Below are 16,138 nucleotides of genomic sequence, written 5' to 3'. Positions count from 1 at the left end.
CTCAGCCCCTGGCCAACGCAACCAGATAGTCGGCAGCGTCCGGCCCCGGAGCGTGAAAGACGCAATCGGATGGCGCGCCGAGCGCCAGGCAGTCGCCGGGTTCGAGCCGGTGAACGATGTCCCCCTCGGTGAATTCCAGCCGCCCGGAGATCAGCCATATCTGTTGCCTGATGAAGGCATAGGACGCCGCCGGGAAACTTACCTTGGCGCCGGCCGGCAACTGGATCCGGATCAGTTCGAGGGGTATGTCGGAGACCGGCGAAAGATGCCGCCGCACATAACCCGTAGCCGGATCGCGCCAGAGCGGCTGGTCACGTTCGCGAAGCAGGCCACCGCCCTGCAATTCCGCCCTTGCGATCAATGTGGACAGCGTCATGCCGAAGGCGGCCGCAATGCGCACAAGGAGTGCCGCCGTCGGGCTGGTCATGCCGCGTTCTACCGTGCTCAGCATGGCTTTCGAAACATCGGACCGCTCCGCCAGCTCTGCCAGGGACCAGCCTCGAGCCACTCTTTCGGCATGTATTCGTCTGCCGATGGTCGAGGAGATGTCGTTCGCTATATCATCCATTAATCCAATATATCGAAATTTTTCTACGGAGCAACGGCCGTTTCATCCATTTTTCGCAAACTCCTTAATGTCCGCTAAACCATCCGGCCTCATCCCACCTTAACCCCGTTCGCCTAGGCTCATCGCTTGGAAAAAGGGATCGGCGTGTCCATGCTCGTTGAACGCGAAGCCTCCATTGGGGAACCGACTTTGCTGGAGCGCCGCAGGGCGGAGCAGAACGACAAGCGCATTCTGGGCAATGTCGTGCAATGCGACGGCGCGCGCGCCACCATCAGCGCCTATGCCGACGATATCGAAGGCACGGTCACCGGCCTGTGGAGCGTCGGCAAGATGATCTCGATCAATCTCGGTACATCACGAACCGTCGGCCTGGTCTATGAAATCGGCAAGTCGGATCGTGCCTGGAGCAGCGAGGGCCAGAATCCGATCGAGGTCAGCATCGAATTGATCGGCGAGGTGCGCGACGGTGCCGAACCCGGCGCGAAGCCGATCTTCGACCGTGGCATCACAACCTACCCGCATATCGGCGCCATTGCCCATCGTATCCGCAGCCGCGACCTGCAGGCCGTCTACGATCTCGCCGGTCGTCATTCGATCACCATCGGCACGCTGTCGCAGGACGAGGCCATCGACGCCAATATCGCCATCGACGATACGCTGGCGCGGCATTTCGCCATTGTCGGCACCACCGGGGTCGGCAAATCGACCGCCGTCTCGCTGCTCTTGCGCAAGTCGATCGCCGCCCGGCCCGACCTGCGCGTGCTCATCCTCGATCCACACAACGAGTTCGCCGCGTCGTTGCCCGAATATTGCGTCAGGGTCGATTCGACGACGCTCGACCTGCCCTTCTGGATGTTCAAGCTCGAGGAATTTGCCGAGGTGCTGTTTCGCGGCCGCGAGACGGTTCCGGAAGAGGTCGACGCCTTGCGCGATCTCATTCCCGCGGCCAAGAACCTCTACCGCAATCCGAACTCCGGCAACTATCTACGGCGCAGCACCGATGCGCTGACCGCCGACGCGCCGGTGCCCTATCGCATTGCCGACCTCATCAAGCTGGTCGACGAACGCATGGGATTGCTGGAAAGCAAGAACGATCGCCCGACCCTCAGGTCACTGAAGACACGTATCGAAACGGCGGCATCCGATCCGCGCTACCGTTTCATGTTCAACTCGCGCCTGATCGAGGACACCATCCACGAGACGATCGGCAACATCTTCCGCGTGCCGCATCACGGCCGCCCTGTGACCTGCTTCGAAATGGCCGGCATGCCGTCCGAGGTGGTCAATTCCGTATGCTCGGTGCTGGCGCGGCTGGCCTTCGACCTGGCGTTGTGGAGCGAAGGCCGCCTGCGGCTGCTCTTCCTGTGCGAGGAAGCGCATCGCTATATGCCGGCCGATCCGCGCCTCGGTTTCGCGCCGACGCGGCACGCGCTGTCGCGCATCGCCAAGGAAGGCCGCAAATATGGCTGTTATCTCGGCGTCGTCACCCAGCGCCCGGGCGAACTCGACCCGACCATCCTGTCGCAGTGCTCGACGTTCTTTGCCATGCGGCTCGCCAACGAGCAGGACCAGGCGATCATCCGGTCGGCGATTGCCGATTCCTCGGCTTCGACGCTGGCGTTCCTGTCTTCCATGGGCCAGCGCGAGGCCATCGCCTTCGGGGAAGGCGTGGCGACGACGATGCGGATGAAGTTTGAAAAGCTCTCCGAGGATTTGATCCCCGGCACGGCCAAGCGCGAGGACGCCTTGCCGTCCGAAACCGGCGACGAGGTCGACCTCGTGGCGATCGTCGAACGGCTGCGCAACGTGCCGAAATCACGACACGCAATGCCTTTCGCGGAAGTCGTCGATTCGGGCCGGCAGGCCGGCGATTCGGACTATCGCAAGCCGTCGGCCGCACGCACCCAGCGAAACGACGATTTCGACTTGCGCTACGGCCTCAAGCCGGCGACCTTCGGCCTGCGTCCCCCAGAATGATTGAGCCGAGCGAGACTTTTAGGCAGCGCTCGCAGATATCAAAGCTGAGTTTCGATGGCTGTCTTGTCTATAACTGACCACACCTGGCGAATTTTCCCTCTCTGAAACTCATAAAATACGTTCTCGGCAAACGAAATTCTCTTCCCGCTTACATCGAGCCCAAGGAACGTTCCCCTTGGCGCGCAGTCGAAGCTTAGCCGGCTCGCTACATAAGGCGGATCGGCAACCAATAGCTGAATGTCGAAGTAAAGGTCCGGAATTTCGTCGAAGTCTCTCACCAACATTTCGAGATAGCCGGACAATCCGAGCTTGCGACCGTTGTGGGTCACTTCATCATGAACAAACCGCCCCAGATTTGGCCAATCCTGCTTGTTCAGGCATGCAATATAGCCTCGGTAAAGACCGGAGAGATCGGATTTAGTCACGGCAACACCTCTATTTCCGGCAAGCCCCGCAAAGGCAGCATCTCAGCTTGACTGGGTGACGTCGGTCTGCGTGCACCGGAAACGCAGAAAACGATACCAGACGGCCGGCATCAGGAATTCAATGACGGAATTTCAGGCACACACGCGGTTGCGCCCTTGCCTCTTCGCCTCATAGAGCTGGCGATCGGCGCGGCGATAGAACTCCTCGGCGGTTTCCTTGCGATCCCAGACGGCAAGCCCGACGCTGGTGGTGATTTTCAGTCGGACATTGCCCGTCAGCACCGACATGTTGGCGATCGCCTTGCGGATGCGCTCCGCGAATTTGGATAGCAGCTCGGCGTCCATATTGGGCGTGACCACCGCGAACTCCTCGCCGCCCAGGCGCGCCACCACGTCGTGATAGCGTGTCATGTCCTTGAGACAGTTGGCGACCGCCCGCAACACCTCGTCGCCGACATCGTGGCCGTGGCTGTCGTTGACCTGCTTGAAATGGTCGAGGTCGAGGATCATCAGCCCTACTGGTTTCTCGATGCGACGGAACTCTTCGAGATATTCCTTCAGCGCATCGTCGAAATAACGCCGGTTCTGCATGCCGGTGAGGCTGTCGGTGAGCGCCGCATGCTCTAGCGTCTCCGAACGCGCGCTGAGCGAAACGGTCATGGCGCGCAGCTTGCCTTCTTCCGTCGCCTGCTTTCGGATCAGCGGGTAGATGAAGAAAATGCCGAAGAACAGCGCAGTCGCCAGCAGCACGCCCGTCGCAAACAGCAGCTTGTTGAGATAGACGATTTCATCGAGTTCCGAAGGCGTATTGCTAATGTCGGCGGCCAGGGTTTGCAGGAGCCCATAGGCGTAAAGCGTCACCAGGCCGGCGGCCAGGATCACAAAAATAAAGACGAAAAAGGCTGATTCCGCCTTGTGGAAACGCATCTGCTCCCCGTTGGAAAGTTCGTAACGATCTTATGGCATGCGGGAACTTACGGACAGTTAACCTGGACAACTTCAACGCGAAATGTCCCCTCGGTGTCGACTTTTCAGGTTGCGCTCGAATGAGGGAGTGAGTGCATCGAGTCGATCCCCTCACCAGGACGCAATCTCTGCCATTCCGGGCCCAATTGGTGCCTGAACCAGGTCGCCTGCCGTTTGGCATATTGCCGCGTCGCGATTTTCGCGCGCTCGATGGCCTCGGGAAAACTGAAGGCGCCGGCCAGCGCGGCCTGAAGCTCGCGAACACCGATTGCTTTCATCGCCGGCAGGTCGGGATCGAGGCCGAGCGCTGAAAGCTGTTTCACCTCGTCCAGTGCCCCCTTGTCCAGCATGCGGTCGAAGCGAGCATCGATCCGCTCCACCAGCGCCGCTCGCTCCGGCTCGATGACGAAAAAGCGCGCGCTGCTCCTGTCGATCAACGGCCGGCCACGCGCGGCCTGCCAGTCCAGGATGGAACGCCCCGACGCGTCGAGCACCTCCAGCGCCCGCACGATGCGCTGGCCATCCGTCGGCTTAAGCATCATGCCGGCCGCAGAATCCTCGCGCAACAGGATGCGGTGCAATCTCACTGCGCCCTGTTCCTGGAGCTCGTAGCGCCAGCGATCGCGGATCGACTTCGGAATGTCGGGCATCTCCGAGATACCTTCCGTGAGCGCCCGGAAATAAAGCCCGGTACCGCCGACGAAAATCACTGGCCGCTCCGAGAGCGTGCCGTCGTCGATCAGCTTCGTGACATCACGCAACCAGGCGCCGGTGGAATAGGCGGTGGACGGATCGACGTGTCCATAAAGAAAGTGGGGGACGCGGGCGAGTTCGGCAGGACCAGGCCGCGCCGTCAGCACGTCGAGCACCGAATAGCCTTGCATAGAATCGGTGTTGACGATGACACCGCCATTGCGCTCGGCGAGGTCGAGTGCGAGCGCCGACTTGCCGCTGGCGGTCGGCCCGGCTATCAGGATCGCGTTCTTCACGCGGCCTTCGCCCGCCTGTCCGCTGGAATTTTCGATGCCGCTGATCGCCACGCTTCTATCCCATCCCGCCGGCCGCGCATTGACGCCGACGCTAGCGAATATGGCCTCGCGGTCGGTCGGCGCAAGCGCTGTTCGCTGGCTGGCCGAAGGCATCGCCTGCGAACTCGACTTGCCGGAGACCGCCGACGCTTCCGAAATAACGGCGCGCCTGCAGGCCGCGCTTGCTTCCGAACCGATCGACGTGGCCGTCCAGCCGGCTGAGAACAGGCGCAAGAAGATCCTGATCGCCGACATGGATTCGACAATGATCGACCAGGAATGCATCGACGAGCTTGCCGACGAGATCGGCGTCAAGGATCGCGTCGCCGCCATCACGGCGCGATCGATGAACGGCGAGATCGCATTCGAGCCGGCCTTGCGCGAGCGTGTGGCGCTGCTCAAGGATCTCGATGCCGCAATCATCGACCGCATCATCGACAATCGCCTGACGCTAGCCTCCGGCGGCCGCACGCTCGTCCAGACAATGGCGGCCAATGGCGCCTGGACGGCGCTGATCTCCGGTGGTTTCGACATCTTCACCACCCGCATCGCAGCATTGCTCGGCTTTCACGAAAATCGCGCCAACCGCCTGATCGAGCAGGATCGCCGCTTCACCGGCTTGGTCGCCGAACCGATCCTCGGCCGCGCCGCCAAGGCCGAAGCCCTTATCGAGATTTCCGCCCGCCTCGGCCTGACGCCTGCCGATGCCATTGCCGTCGGCGACGGCGCCAACGATCTCGACATGATCCGTCTTGCCGGCATCGGCGTCGCCTTGCATGCCAAGCCGGCCGTGGCAGCCGAGGCAAAGATCCGCATCGACCACGGCGACCTCACCGCCTTGCTTTATCTGCAGGGTTATCGCCGGGAGGAATTTGTCGAATGACGCCGATCCGCACCGAGCGCCTGATCCTGCGCAACTGGGGAGATCGTGACCGCGAGCTCTTCCATCGCATCAATTCCGACGAGCGCGTCATGGAATTCTTTCCGTTTCGGCGCGACCGTGCCCAGTCGGACGCCAAGATGGAGGAGTTGCGCGCGGCTATCGATCGCGACGGCTTCGGCTTCGCGGCCGCTGAGATCGCAGCCACAGGTGAATGCATCGGCTTCGTCGGCATAACCCGAACCGATCATTTGCCATTCCTGCCGCCCGGCACGATCGAGATCGGCTGGCGGCTGGCACCCGAATTCTGGGGCCGCGGCTATGTCACCGAAGCAGCCGAAGCCTGGCTGACCTATGGCTTTGAAAGACTTGGCCTCGACGAAATCGTGTCCTTCGCAGTCAAGGATAACAGCCGGTCCACTGCCGTCATGGAGCGCCTGGGCATGATCGCCGACCCGGCCTCCGACTTCGACCATCCCGGTGTTCCGGACAGCCACACCGCACTCAGGCGACATGTCTTCTACAGGCTGCCACGCACAGACTGGCAGGCAAGAAAAAGGGCGGCCCGCTAGCCGCCCTTTTTCGTTTCAAGATCAGAGTGTTGCAGGCTCTTCCGGACTCAATCCATCCGGATTGTCACAAACCTCAGCTCGCCGGTCTTCGACGCCAGCATCAAAAGCGCGTTCTTGCGCCCCTGCTCCTTCAGCGCGCCGATCCGGTCCATGACGTCCTTGGGCGTGGCGACCGATTCCTGCGCGATCTCGGTGATCACCTCGCCCGGCTGGATGCCGCGTTCGGCTGCCGCCGAATCCTTGGCGACGTCCGTCACGACGACGCCGGAGACATCGGTGGCGATGCCGAATTTCGTGCGCGTCTCCTCATTGAGCTCGCCGATCGTCATGCCGAGCACGGCAGCCGTCGAAACCGCAGGCGCCTTGTCGGCATCGTCCTGGTCGGTGTTGCCGTTTTCACCGCCGCTGGCAAGCTTTTCGCCGTCCTCGAGCCGGCCGAGCGTCACCTTGACGGTCTGCTCGACCCCTTTGCGCACGATGATCACGTCGACCGCCTTGCCGACCGGGCTCTCCGCCACGACGCGCGGCAGGTCGCGCATTTCATGGATGTCCTTGCCGTCGAATTTGATGATGACGTCGCCGGCCTGGATTGTGCCGTTGTCGACCGGCCCGCCCTTGATGACGCCGGCGACCAGCGCGCCCTTGGCGGTCGCCATGCCCAGGCTTTCGGCAATGTCGTCGGTCACCGGCTGGATGCGCACGCCGAGCCAGCCGCGCCGCGTCTCGCCGAACTGGCGAAGCTGGTCGACGACGCCCGAGGCAAGCTGCGACGGGATCGAGAAGCCGATGCCGATCGAGCCGCCCGATGGCGAGATGATTGCCGTGTTGATGCCGATGACCTCGCCGCTGCTGTTGAACAGCGGTCCGCCGGAATTGCCGCGGTTGATCGCGGCATCGGTCTGGATGAAGTCGTCATACGGGCCGGAATTGATGTCGCGATTGCGTGCCGAGACGATGCCGACCGTCACCGTGCCGCCGAGACCGAACGGATTGCCGATCGCCATCACCCAGTCGCCGACACGCATCGTGTTGGAATCGCCGAACTTCACCGCCGTCAGCTTGTGCCCTTTCGGATCGACCTTCAGCACCGCGACATCGGTCTTGGTGTCGGTGCCGACCAGCGTCGCCTTGAGCGTCACCCCATCGGAGAAATTCACCTCGATGTCGTCGGCATCGGCAATGACGTGGTTGTTGGTCACCACGATGCCCTGCTCGGCGTCGACCACGAAGCCGGAGCCCAGCGACTGCACCTTTTGCCCGCCGCCGCCCTTGTCGCCGCCACGGTTCTTGAAGAAATCGTCGAAGAAGTCCTGGAAGGGCGAGCCTTCCGGCAGCTGCGGCATCGGCACTGCGCCCGGCCCCTCAGTGCCTTTAACAGTCTGCGACGTCGAGATGTTGACCACGGCGCCAAGCAGGCCGGCGGCGAGATCGGCAACCGAGGGCGGCCCGTCGGCTGCCATCGTCGGCGCCACGAACGACGGAACGGCAACGGCGCCGACCAGAAGCGCAGCGGCCCCGGCGATGAACGTCCGCCTCGCTGCACGCAGAAGGGTGGTGGATGTCATCGAAAGGCCTCCGGGTGTTCTGAAAAAAAACCGCTTCGGCAAAAATGCCGGTCCGCGTCATGTTGGCAAGAAATAAGGCACGTTTGCGGCTATGGCTACCGCCAGAGAATAAATCCTCTGTTACGCCGGCTATCCCTGCACCGGCCCTACTGGCCGGTGCTTGGCTGCGCTGCCGGTGGGGCGGGAGCGGCAGGTGCTGGCGCTGGTGCCGCCGGTGCCACAGGCGTTTCCTTGCTGTCCGGGTCGCGGAAGAAGCGGAAGAACTCGGAATTCGGCGACAGCACCATCGTCGTTCCGGCGCTGTTCAGCGCCGTGCCATAGGCATTCATCGACCGATAGAAATCGAAGAAGGCCGGATCGCGCTGATAGGCCCCGGCAAACGTCGCGCTGCGCTGGGCTTCACCTTCACCACGCAGGATTTCAGACTCTTTTTGCGCTTCGGCGACGATTTCGACCACTTCGCGGTCGGCGCGAGCCCTGATCCGCTGCGCTGCCTCATTGCCTCGCGCCCTCAGCCGCTCGGCTTCGGCGAGACGTTCGGCCTTCATGCGGTCGAAGGTCTGCTGCGAGACTTCGGCCGTGAGATCGGTGCGGCGGATGCGGACATCCTCGATCTGCAGGCCAAGCGAGGTGGCATCGGGCCTCAGCTGATCGCGCACCTCGCGCATCATCACGGCGCGCTCTTCCGAGAGTGCCGCCTCGAAGTCGCGCAGGCCGTAGACGCGGCGCAAGGCGGCGTCGAGACGCGTCCTCAGCCGGGCCTCGGCCAGTTCGATCTGGCCGGAGACCGCGGCGCGGAACACACGCGGATCCGAGATACGATAGGCGATAAAGGCATCGACCTCATAGAATTTGCCGCCCGAAACCTGGACACGGATGTTGTCGAGGTCGAAGCGCAGGACCCTGTTTTCGATCAGCTGCACGGTGTCGGCATCGAAGAAGGAGAATGGCGCCTTGAAATAGATGCCCGGCTGGTTCTTGACGTCGACGATTTCGCCGAACCTGAGCACCAGCGCCTGCTGGCGCGCATTGACGACGAAGACCGACGAGTAGAGCAGGAACAGGATGACCGCGGCGATGACCGCAATGACGGGAAGACGGTTGGCCATCACTGGTTTCCTCCGGTGGCCGGTGCCGGCGCCTTCTGCTGCAATGCCGGCAGCGGCAGGTAGGGAACGACCCCTTGCCCGTTGCCCTGCTCGACGATGACCTTGCTCGAATCCTTCAGCACCCTCTCCATCGTTTCCAGGTAGAGTCGCTTGCGCGTCACCTCCGGCGCCTTGGCATATTCGTCATAGACCGAGATGAAGCGCTGCGCCTCGCCTTCGGCCTCCTGCACGACCCGGTTTTTGTAGGCGGCCGCGTCTTCGCGGATCTGTGCGGCCGCACCGCGTGCCTGGCCGAGCTTCTGGTTGGAATACTGATTGGCCTGCTCGACGAACTTGTCCTCGTCCTGCTCGGCGCGCTGCACCTCGTCGAACGCGTCTGCCACCTCGCGCGGTGGCGCGGCGTCCTCGATCGAAATGGCGTTGACGTTGAGGCCGGCCTTGTAACCGTCCAGCGTCGTCTGGATGATCTCACGCACCGACGCCGCGATGCCTTGCCGGTCGTCGCGGAAAATGTCTTGCGCCGGGCGCCGGCCGACCGCTTCGCGCATCGCGCTTTCGGCGACCTGCTGCAGCATGCCGTCCGGGTCGGACACGTCGAACAGATAGGCCTTAGGGTCGGAGACCTGATAGGCCACAGAGAACTGCACATTGACGATGTTCTGGTCGCCGGAAAGCATCAGGCCATTGCCGCTGGAACTGCCGCCGCCGATACTGACAAGCTGCTCGGCGATGTTGGCGGTCTCGACCGTTTCGATGGGCCACCAATGGAAATGCAGGCCAGGCTGCGACAGCTCCGCCTTCGGCTTGCCGAACCTGAGTTCCACCGCAACTTCGTCGGGCTGCACGGTGTAGACCGCCTTGAACGCCCATAGCACCACCAGCGCCGCGGCAATCAGCCCGAACACGGCAGGGCTCGCGCCACCGCCGCCCGGCAGCGCGCGCCGCAACCTGTCCTGCCCGCGCCGGATGATATCCTCGAGATCGGGAGGCGAGCCCTGCGGGCCGCTGGGTCCTTTTGGTCCCTGACCCCAAGGCCCCTGATTGTTGCCGCCGCCCCACGGGCCGCCGCCGCCGCTCTTGTCGTTCCAGGGCATGAATGTCCTTTCGCTTGGAATTCCCTCAAGCGCCGGCTCACCGGCGCAAAATCCAATATTATTATTCTATAGGGATGCAGCGGCACGCTTTCAACGCGATCGGCTGCCGCCACTGTCCGCCTTTTGGGTCCATCTAGACCTGTCGCGACCCCTTTGTCGCCTTCAATGCACGTCGCGGCGCCGCTCGTAAACCGAATAGCGTGTCGCATGGCTGTCCTTTTCGCCAGCCTCCACCTCCTGCGAGCGGACGATCCGCCACAGCGCCGGATCGATCGGCGGGAAATGGGCATCGCCGTCGACCGCGGCCAGAACATGGGTCACGTGCAGCCGATCGGCCAACGGCAGCGCCTGAGCGTAGATCTCGCCGCCGCCGATGACGCAGATCTCGTCGGCGCCGGCCATGCAGCGCCCGCGCACCGTCGCCAGCGCGATTGCGTCCTCGATCGAGTGCGCGACTTCGACGCCCTCGGCGCGCCATGCCCTATCTCGTGTCACCACGATGTTGAGCCTGCCCGGCAATGGGCGGCCGATGCCTTCATAGGTCTTGCGGCCCATGATGATGGGCTTGCCCATCGTATCGGCTTTGAACCGCTTGAGATCGGTGGACAGCCGCCACGGCAACCCACCCTCGCGCCCGATCACGCCGTTCTCGGCGATGGCGACATAAATCGCGAGGTCCATCAGCCGCCGTTTCCGCCATCGGATGGCTCCAGCAGCAATATGTCGATATCGTGCTCGGGGTAGAAGTTCTGCGCCTTCATCTCGAACGTCGTCGGTCCGATCTTCCTGACGTTTTCGCCGCAAAACGAGACCAGGTTCTTCGCATCGCCCTTGTCGACGGTCAGCTTGAAACTGCCGATGTTTCCCGACGCCCAGTTGCCGCCCGTGGTCAGGATATAGGCGATGCGGTTCTCGAAATATTTGGGGTAGCCGTCGGGATCGTCCTTGGCTGCCTTGCGCACGGCATTCTCGAAGGCATCGTCCATGCAGTAGCGGGTCTTGTAGGCGGCATACTGACCCTGGAACTGGCCGTCATAGAAGAAGCTGACCGAGGAGGTGCCGCCGACGCTCGGCTTGTAGCGATGCGAGACATGGACCGCCTTGTTGGCCGGAAAGGTCGAGCGCCACCAATAGGTCGAGCGCAATTGCCAGAACGGCGTATAGACGGTCTTCATGCCCGAACCGTCGTCGGCAGTGTCCTCGATGATGATGCCGCGGTTGACCCAGTCGTCGGCGACCGCTTGCGGCAGCTTTGCCAGCGCTGCCTTGGCCGCATCGCCGAACGGATAGAACGGCACGCCCTGCGCCTTCAGGTCAGCGCCGATGTCGATGCCGAGCGCGAACACCTTCTGCTCGAGCTGCGGCTTTGCCGGCACCGCGTCGATCGTCACTTCGAAGCCGAGGAAATTGTCGCTCTGCGCCTCCGGAATCGCCGGTATTTCTTCGGGGTCGCCTTCGATGTCGGGCATCGGAAAGGCGACGATCGCATCGACATCCTTGTCGGTGTTGTTGCGGAAGACGTAATCGACCATCACTTTTTCCGGCGAGATGTAGAGATCCTCGCTTTCCATCGCAACCGCATCGCTGCGCGACAGGATCAGCCCACCGGTGCCGAGTTCGGCGACCGAATCATTGGCGAGCGCAGGCGTAGCCGAGAGCGCCAAGGCTGCGGTCAGGACGTAACGGAACATGGAAACTCCCCCGGCGAGAATGCCAACATGACTCTAGCTGTTCAATGTGGCGTTTCAAAGCCTTTCGGCAAATGCGCCGGCGCCTGCCGGCATGTCGTGTCGGTCTAGACACACCGGTCCCGATCGGGCAGGAGTTCGCCCATGCGCAAGCTTCTCGTCATCGGCATCGGCGCCGGCAATCCGGAGCACATGACGGTCCAGGCCATTAACGGTCTCAATCGGGCCGACGTGCTGTTCATTCCCGACAAGGGCGCCAAGAAGAACGATCTCGCCGAATTGCGCCGCCAGATCTGCGACCGCTTCGTCATTAATCCGAACTCGCGCCGTGTCGAATTCGAGGTGCCGGTGCGCGCCGAGCCGGCGCCTTCCTACCGCTCGACCGTCGACGACTGGCACGAGGCGATCGCCGCGATCTACGAAGGCCTGATCCGCGACGAACTCCCTGAAGATGGCTGCGGCGCCTTCCTGATCTGGGGCGATCCGTCGCTCTACGACAGTGCGCTGCGCATCCTCGAGCGCGTGCGCCTCAGAGGCAATGTAGCGTTCGAGCTGGAGGTCATCCCCGGCATCACCGCCATCCAGGCACTCGCAGCCAGCCACAAAATGGCATTGAACCGGATCGGCGACGCCATTTTGATCACCACCGGCCGCCGGCTCGCCGAGGAAGGTCTGCCCGAAAACGCCGGCAGCACCATCGTCATGCTGGACGGCAAATGCGCCTTCAACACGCTGGACGACAACGACGTCACCGTCCACTGGGGCGCCTATCTCGGGACGCCCGACGAGATCGTCATCTCGGGCCGGATTGGCGACGTCGGCGACAAGATCGTGAGCACCCGTGAGCAGGCCCGCCGGAAAAAAGGCTGGATCATGGACACCTATCTGCTGCGCAAGCCGGGCGAGCCTAAGAAGTAACAGGGATCACACGCGGCATGAATTCCGCCGGCGTCACGCTGCGTCGATCTCGGCCTGCAGCGCCTCCATATGCGCCGCCGCTGCTGAAGACGCAGCCCGCTCGATCGCGCGGAAGCGGCTGACCACAGCAAGCCCGACCGATGTCAACTGGGCACCACCGCCTTTTTTGCCGCCCGTCTGTGCCGCAACCAGCGGCTTGCCGAACACGCGGTTCATGTCTTCGACCAGATCCCAGGCGTGCTTGTAGGACATCTCCATGCCGCGTGCCGCGGCCGAAATCGAGCCGAAGGCGGCGATCTGTTCCAGAAGCTCGATCTTGCCCGGTCCGATGCGGCCATCTGGATCGAGATTTATCCGCAAACTCAGCGACGGCATTTGCTCCTCCGCGGTGACGCTATTCTACAAGTTCTGCAGCGATACCGCTATTCCAAAACGATATAGCGAATCATCGGCCGTTCACTCATCCGCCTCGGCGGGCAGGCCGGCGCCGGTATTCGCCCGGTCGAAGCTCACCGTCTTGACCACGGCGAAGACCTGTCGACCAAGCCGAAGCCCCAATGTCTGCCGCGACTGTTCGGTGATGCGGGCAAGCACGGTTGCGCCATTGCAGTCGAGGCCAATCTCGACCGTAGGCCCTTCGCCCGGCTGTATCGCCACGATCGTGCCCGGCAATATGTTGAGCGCGCTGAGGCCAACCGGCTGCTCGGTGGCGATCATCACGTCGCGGGCACGGATGCGGACGCGCACCGGCGCACCGACTGGCGTTGCCAGAAGCGGCACCCGGATCTCGCCCGCCAATGAGCCTAGCACCGTCATGCCAAAGGCTTCGTCGTGGCGCAGAACCGCGGTATCCAGCACGGCACCGCCCTCGCCGCGCTCTTCGGCCGGCAATAGATCCAGACGCTGCATGATCGCTCCGGTCGGACCGGAAGCGGCGACCTTTCCTTGCATCAGCACCACGACGTCGCTCGCCAGCCGCGCCACTTCGGCGATAGAGTGGCTGACATAGACGATCGGGATTTTCGTCTCGTCGCGCAGCCGCTCGATATAAGGCAAGATCTCGGCCTTGCGCCCCTCGTCGAGCGAAGCCAGCGGCTCGTCCATCAGCAGCAATTTCGGACTGGCAAGCAGCGCCCTGCCGATTGCCACACGCTGCTTCTCGCCACCGGAGAGTTTTGCCGGCCGCCGGTCGAGCAAATGGCCGATCCCGAGCAGTTCGACCACGCCATTGATATCCGCGTAACGCTCGGCAGCCGGCGTGAACCAGCGGCCATAGCGCAGATTGCTCGCCACGCTCATATGCGGAAACAGCCGCGCATCCTGGAACACCATACCGATCCGCCGTTTGTGCTTCGGCACGAACAGACCGGCATCGCTATCGACCAGCACGCGGCCCTCTGCCGCGATACGACCTTTGTCGGGGCGGATCAGCCCGGCAATCAAATTGATCAGCGTCGTCTTTCCGGAGCCGGAAGGCCCGAACAGCGCAGTCAGCCGCCCGGCGCTTTCGAAGCGGGCATTGACGGTGAAATCGCCAAGCCGGTGGCTGATGTCGACCTGAACCGTCATTCGATGTCCATCCGCCGGCCGACGCGCCGCGCCAGCACTTCCGAGGCAACAAGTGCCGCCATCGAGATGACGATCGAGATCAGCGTCAGCCTGAGCGCGCCGGCGTCGCCGCCGGGAACCTGCGTGAAAGTGTAGATCGCCGACGGTAGCGTCTGCGTCTCGTTCGGAATGTTGGAGACAAAGGTGATCGTCGCGCCGAATTCGCCCATCGCCTTGGCGAAGGAGAGGATCGCACCGGCGATCAGGCCGGGCAGGATAAGCGGCAGCGTGATCGTGCCGAATACCCATAGCGGATTGGCGCCGAGCGTGCCGGCGGCCGCCTCGATTTTGCGGTCGACGGCCTCGATAGACAGCCGGATGGCCCGCACCATCAGCGGAAAGCCCATCACGCCGCAGGCGAGCGCGGCGCCAGTCCAGCGGAAGGAAAAAACGATGCCGAAATGTTCGGCCAGGAAAGCGCCGGCCGGACCACGTTTGCCGAAAGTCAAAAGCAGCAAATAGCCGGTCACCACCGGCGGCAGGATCAGCGGCAGATGCACCAGACCATTGAGCAGCGTCTTGCCCCAGAACTGGCCGCGGGCAAGCACAAGAGCGATCAGAATGCCCGGCGGCAGGCTGGCAATCATCGCCACGGTCGCCACCTTGATCGACAGCCGGACCGCATTCCATTCGTCGGGAGCGAGATCCAGCAGCCAGTTCATGTGCGGTGCCGTACGTCAGTTGCTCGGCGCGAGGATTGTAAAACCTTGCGCCTTGAAGAGTTCGCCAGCCTTGGCGGATTGCAGGCATTTCAGGAATGCCGGGGTATCCCTGCTCTTCGAATCGGCAAGCTGGGCGACCGGATAGATGATCGGCGGATGGGTACCCGCGGGGAAAGTGCCGACCACCTTGACGCCAGGTTCCGCATGCGCATCCGTGGCGTAGACGATGCCGAGTGCTGCCTCGCCGGTCGATACCAGTTTTAGAGCGGCGCGGACATTCTCGGCCTGCGCCACCTTGCCTTCGACCGAAGACCAGGCACCGAGCGATTCGAGGGCTGCCTTGCCGTATTTGCCTGCCGGCACAGCTTTGACATCGCCCATGGCAAGTTTGCCGTCACCGACGAGCTTGGCAAGATCGAAACCCTTTTCGATCCTGGTTTCAACCTTGGAATCCCGCGGCGCAACCAGCACGATCTGGTTACCGAGCAATTTCACTTCGGTGCCGGGCTTGGTCAGCTTCCTGTCGGCAAGATATTTCATCCAGTCGAGATCGGCCGAGATGAACAGGTCTGCCGGCGCGCCGCTTTCAATCTGCCTGGCCAGCGCCGAGCTCGCCGCGTAGGAAATGGTCGCCGCCTCGCCGACATCGGCCTCGCAGGCCTTGTTGACGGCATCGAGCCCATCCTTCAGGCTCGCCGCGGCAAACACGACCACCTTGTCATCGGCATGGGCCGCCGGCACCGCGGCCATCAGCATGGCGGCGAGACCCGCGATGGCAATCGTCGTCGAACCTTTGCGCGCCAGCATGAAACTCTCCTCGTCTCAGAACGCCCGAAGCCGTCCATCGATATATCCATGTGAACATAACAAGGAAAGGCTCTTTACCGCCGACGGCATTCTGAGCTGAGGTTTTCCCGGCCTGCGATAATCGTCGTTGGATACAGCGGCGTCGAAGCCGAAGGAAATATTCACATAAAATCAGCGACCCGGGATTGCGCGTGAGGTCGACGTCGGCCGATCGAGATTGATGCTGACAACGCCCGAGGGCGCAGCCGCAGTAGGCAATTTCGATATGGAT

General features: G+C 62.7%; 17 protein-coding genes. 4 read left to right on the top strand and 13 right to left on the bottom strand.

Annotated features, from left to right (window positions below):
* Position 1: 1 nt before the first annotated feature.
* Positions 2–568 carry a helix-turn-helix domain-containing protein gene (locus tag NKI16_RS01835; protein ID WP_023676685.1) on the bottom strand — a complete coding sequence of 189 codons (567 nt, stop codon included), beginning with the start codon at positions 566–568 and terminating at the stop codon, positions 2–4.
* Between the two features lie 150 nt (positions 569–718).
* Here NKI16_RS01835 and NKI16_RS01830 point away from each other — a divergent pair, with 150 nt between their 5' ends.
* Positions 719–2,545 carry an ATP-binding protein gene (locus NKI16_RS01830; protein WP_023676686.1) on the top strand — a complete coding sequence of 609 codons (1,827 nt, stop codon included), beginning with the start codon at positions 719–721 and terminating at the stop codon, positions 2,543–2,545.
* 38 nt (positions 2,546–2,583) lie between these two features.
* On the opposite strand, the gene NKI16_RS01825 is transcribed toward NKI16_RS01830, so the two are convergent.
* The 3 genes from NKI16_RS01825 to miaA form a co-directional block, all read right to left on the bottom strand.
* Complete coding sequence (locus NKI16_RS01825; RefSeq protein ID WP_023676687.1) at positions 2,584–2,970, bottom strand: ester cyclase; 387 nt, start codon at positions 2,968–2,970, stop codon at positions 2,584–2,586.
* Between the two features lie 132 nt (positions 2,971–3,102).
* Positions 3,103–3,897 (bottom strand): GGDEF domain-containing protein, encoded by a 795-nt coding sequence (locus NKI16_RS01820; protein WP_023676688.1) that lies wholly within the window; start codon positions 3,895–3,897, stop codon positions 3,103–3,105.
* Positions 3,898–4,001: 104 nt separating this feature from the next.
* Entirely contained in the window at positions 4,002–4,970 is a 969-nt protein-coding gene (gene miaA / locus NKI16_RS01815; RefSeq protein WP_023676689.1) for a tRNA (adenosine(37)-N6)-dimethylallyltransferase MiaA, read from the bottom strand.
* Between miaA and serB the strand changes: the two genes are divergently transcribed.
* Both serB and NKI16_RS01805 read left to right on the top strand, forming a co-directional pair.
* The gene (serB, locus tag NKI16_RS01810) at positions 4,960–5,847 is read left to right on the top strand and encodes a phosphoserine phosphatase SerB (protein WP_023676799.1); all 888 of its coding nucleotides are present in this window, start codon (positions 4,960–4,962) and stop codon (positions 5,845–5,847) included. The two genes, miaA and serB, sit on opposite strands and share 11 nt — an antisense overlap.
* Positions 5,844–6,416 (top strand): GNAT family N-acetyltransferase, encoded by a 573-nt coding sequence (locus NKI16_RS01805; RefSeq protein WP_023676690.1) that lies wholly within the window; start codon positions 5,844–5,846, stop codon positions 6,414–6,416. The genes serB and NKI16_RS01805 overlap by 4 nt, the downstream gene beginning before the upstream one ends.
* 47 nt (positions 6,417–6,463) lie before the next feature.
* Here the strand turns inward: NKI16_RS01805 and NKI16_RS01800 are convergent, their stop codons facing one another.
* The 5 genes from NKI16_RS01800 to NKI16_RS01780 form a co-directional block, all read right to left on the bottom strand.
* Positions 6,464–7,981, bottom strand: a complete 1,518-nt coding sequence (locus tag NKI16_RS01800; RefSeq protein ID WP_023676691.1) for a DegQ family serine endoprotease — start codon at positions 7,979–7,981, stop codon at positions 6,464–6,466.
* Positions 7,982–8,127: 146 nt separating this feature from the next.
* Positions 8,128–9,090 (bottom strand): protease modulator HflC, encoded by a 963-nt coding sequence (gene hflC, locus NKI16_RS01795; RefSeq protein WP_023676692.1) that lies wholly within the window; start codon positions 9,088–9,090, stop codon positions 8,128–8,130.
* Positions 9,090–10,184 (bottom strand): FtsH protease activity modulator HflK, encoded by a 1,095-nt coding sequence (gene hflK, locus NKI16_RS01790; RefSeq protein ID WP_023676693.1) that lies wholly within the window; start codon positions 10,182–10,184, stop codon positions 9,090–9,092. Before hflK ends, hflC begins: the two co-directional genes overlap by 1 nt.
* Positions 10,185–10,346: 162 nt before the next feature.
* Complete coding sequence (locus tag NKI16_RS01785; protein WP_023676694.1) at positions 10,347–10,865, bottom strand: dihydrofolate reductase; 519 nt, start codon at positions 10,863–10,865, stop codon at positions 10,347–10,349.
* Positions 10,865–11,875 (bottom strand): DUF4424 domain-containing protein, encoded by a 1,011-nt coding sequence (locus tag NKI16_RS01780; RefSeq protein ID WP_352622749.1) that lies wholly within the window; start codon positions 11,873–11,875, stop codon positions 10,865–10,867. Before NKI16_RS01780 ends, NKI16_RS01785 begins: the two co-directional genes overlap by 1 nt.
* A 141-nt stretch (positions 11,876–12,016) precedes the next feature.
* Between NKI16_RS01780 and cobF the strand changes: the two genes are divergently transcribed.
* A complete protein-coding gene (gene cobF / locus NKI16_RS01775; RefSeq protein WP_352680226.1) occupies positions 12,017–12,790 on the top strand; it encodes a precorrin-6A synthase (deacetylating) in 774 nt (257 codons plus the stop codon).
* A 33-nt stretch (positions 12,791–12,823) separates the two neighbouring features.
* Here cobF and NKI16_RS01770 read toward each other — a convergent pair whose 3' ends face one another.
* The 4 genes from NKI16_RS01770 to modA all read right to left on the bottom strand — a co-directional run bounded on the left by NKI16_RS01770 (position 12,824) and on the right by modA (position 15,867).
* Positions 12,824–13,165: a winged helix-turn-helix domain-containing protein gene (locus NKI16_RS01770; RefSeq protein ID WP_023676697.1), complete on the bottom strand. Its 342-nt coding sequence runs from the start codon at positions 13,163–13,165 to the stop codon at positions 12,824–12,826.
* 81 nt (positions 13,166–13,246) lie between these two features.
* Positions 13,247–14,359, bottom strand: a complete 1,113-nt coding sequence (gene modC / locus NKI16_RS01765; protein ID WP_352570445.1) for a molybdenum ABC transporter ATP-binding protein — start codon at positions 14,357–14,359, stop codon at positions 13,247–13,249.
* Positions 14,356–15,060 carry a molybdate ABC transporter permease subunit gene (modB, locus tag NKI16_RS01760; protein ID WP_023676699.1) on the bottom strand — a complete coding sequence of 235 codons (705 nt, stop codon included), beginning with the start codon at positions 15,058–15,060 and terminating at the stop codon, positions 14,356–14,358. Before modB ends, modC begins: the two co-directional genes overlap by 4 nt.
* Positions 15,061–15,075: 15 nt before the next feature.
* Entirely contained in the window at positions 15,076–15,867 is a 792-nt protein-coding gene (gene modA, locus NKI16_RS01755; protein WP_352589558.1) for a molybdate ABC transporter substrate-binding protein, read from the bottom strand.
* Positions 15,868–16,138: the final 271 nt, after the last annotated feature.

Source organism: Mesorhizobium sp. M0698 (assembly GCF_040320455.1).
Taxonomy (GTDB): Bacteria; Pseudomonadota; Alphaproteobacteria; order Rhizobiales; family Rhizobiaceae; genus Mesorhizobium.
This window is presented reverse-complemented; position numbering and strand designations above follow the sequence as displayed.

Coding starts and splice junctions, on each gene's coding strand:
- NKI16_RS01835 (WP_023676685.1), bottom strand. CDS start 568: ATGGATGATATAGCGAACGACATCTCCTCGACCATCGGCAGACGAATA.
- NKI16_RS01785 (WP_023676694.1), bottom strand. CDS start 10,865: ATGGACCTCGCGATTTATGTCGCCATCGCCGAGAACGGCGTGATCGGG.
- modC (WP_352570445.1), bottom strand. CDS start 14,359: ATGACGGTTCAGGTCGACATCAGCCACCGGCTTGGCGATTTCACCGTC.
- modB (WP_023676699.1), bottom strand. CDS start 15,060: ATGAACTGGCTGCTGGATCTCGCTCCCGACGAATGGAATGCGGTCCGG.
- NKI16_RS01800 (WP_023676691.1), bottom strand. CDS start 7,981: ATGACATCCACCACCCTTCTGCGTGCAGCGAGGCGGACGTTCATCGCC.
- hflC (WP_023676692.1), bottom strand. CDS start 9,090: ATGGCCAACCGTCTTCCCGTCATTGCGGTCATCGCCGCGGTCATCCTG.
- modA (WP_352589558.1), bottom strand. CDS start 15,867: ATGCTGGCGCGCAAAGGTTCGACGACGATTGCCATCGCGGGTCTCGCC.
- serB (WP_023676799.1), top strand. CDS start 4,960: ATGCCGCTGATCGCCACGCTTCTATCCCATCCCGCCGGCCGCGCATTG.
- NKI16_RS01830 (WP_023676686.1), top strand. CDS start 719: ATGCTCGTTGAACGCGAAGCCTCCATTGGGGAACCGACTTTGCTGGAG.
- NKI16_RS01780 (WP_352622749.1), bottom strand. CDS start 11,875: ATGTTCCGTTACGTCCTGACCGCAGCCTTGGCGCTCTCGGCTACGCCT.
- NKI16_RS01770 (WP_023676697.1), bottom strand. CDS start 13,165: ATGCCGTCGCTGAGTTTGCGGATAAATCTCGATCCAGATGGCCGCATC.
- cobF (WP_352680226.1), top strand. CDS start 12,017: ATGCGCAAGCTTCTCGTCATCGGCATCGGCGCCGGCAATCCGGAGCAC.
- NKI16_RS01820 (WP_023676688.1), bottom strand. CDS start 3,897: ATGCGTTTCCACAAGGCGGAATCAGCCTTTTTCGTCTTTATTTTTGTG.
- NKI16_RS01805 (WP_023676690.1), top strand. CDS start 5,844: ATGACGCCGATCCGCACCGAGCGCCTGATCCTGCGCAACTGGGGAGAT.
- hflK (WP_023676693.1), bottom strand. CDS start 10,184: ATGCCCTGGAACGACAAGAGCGGCGGCGGCGGCCCGTGGGGCGGCGGC.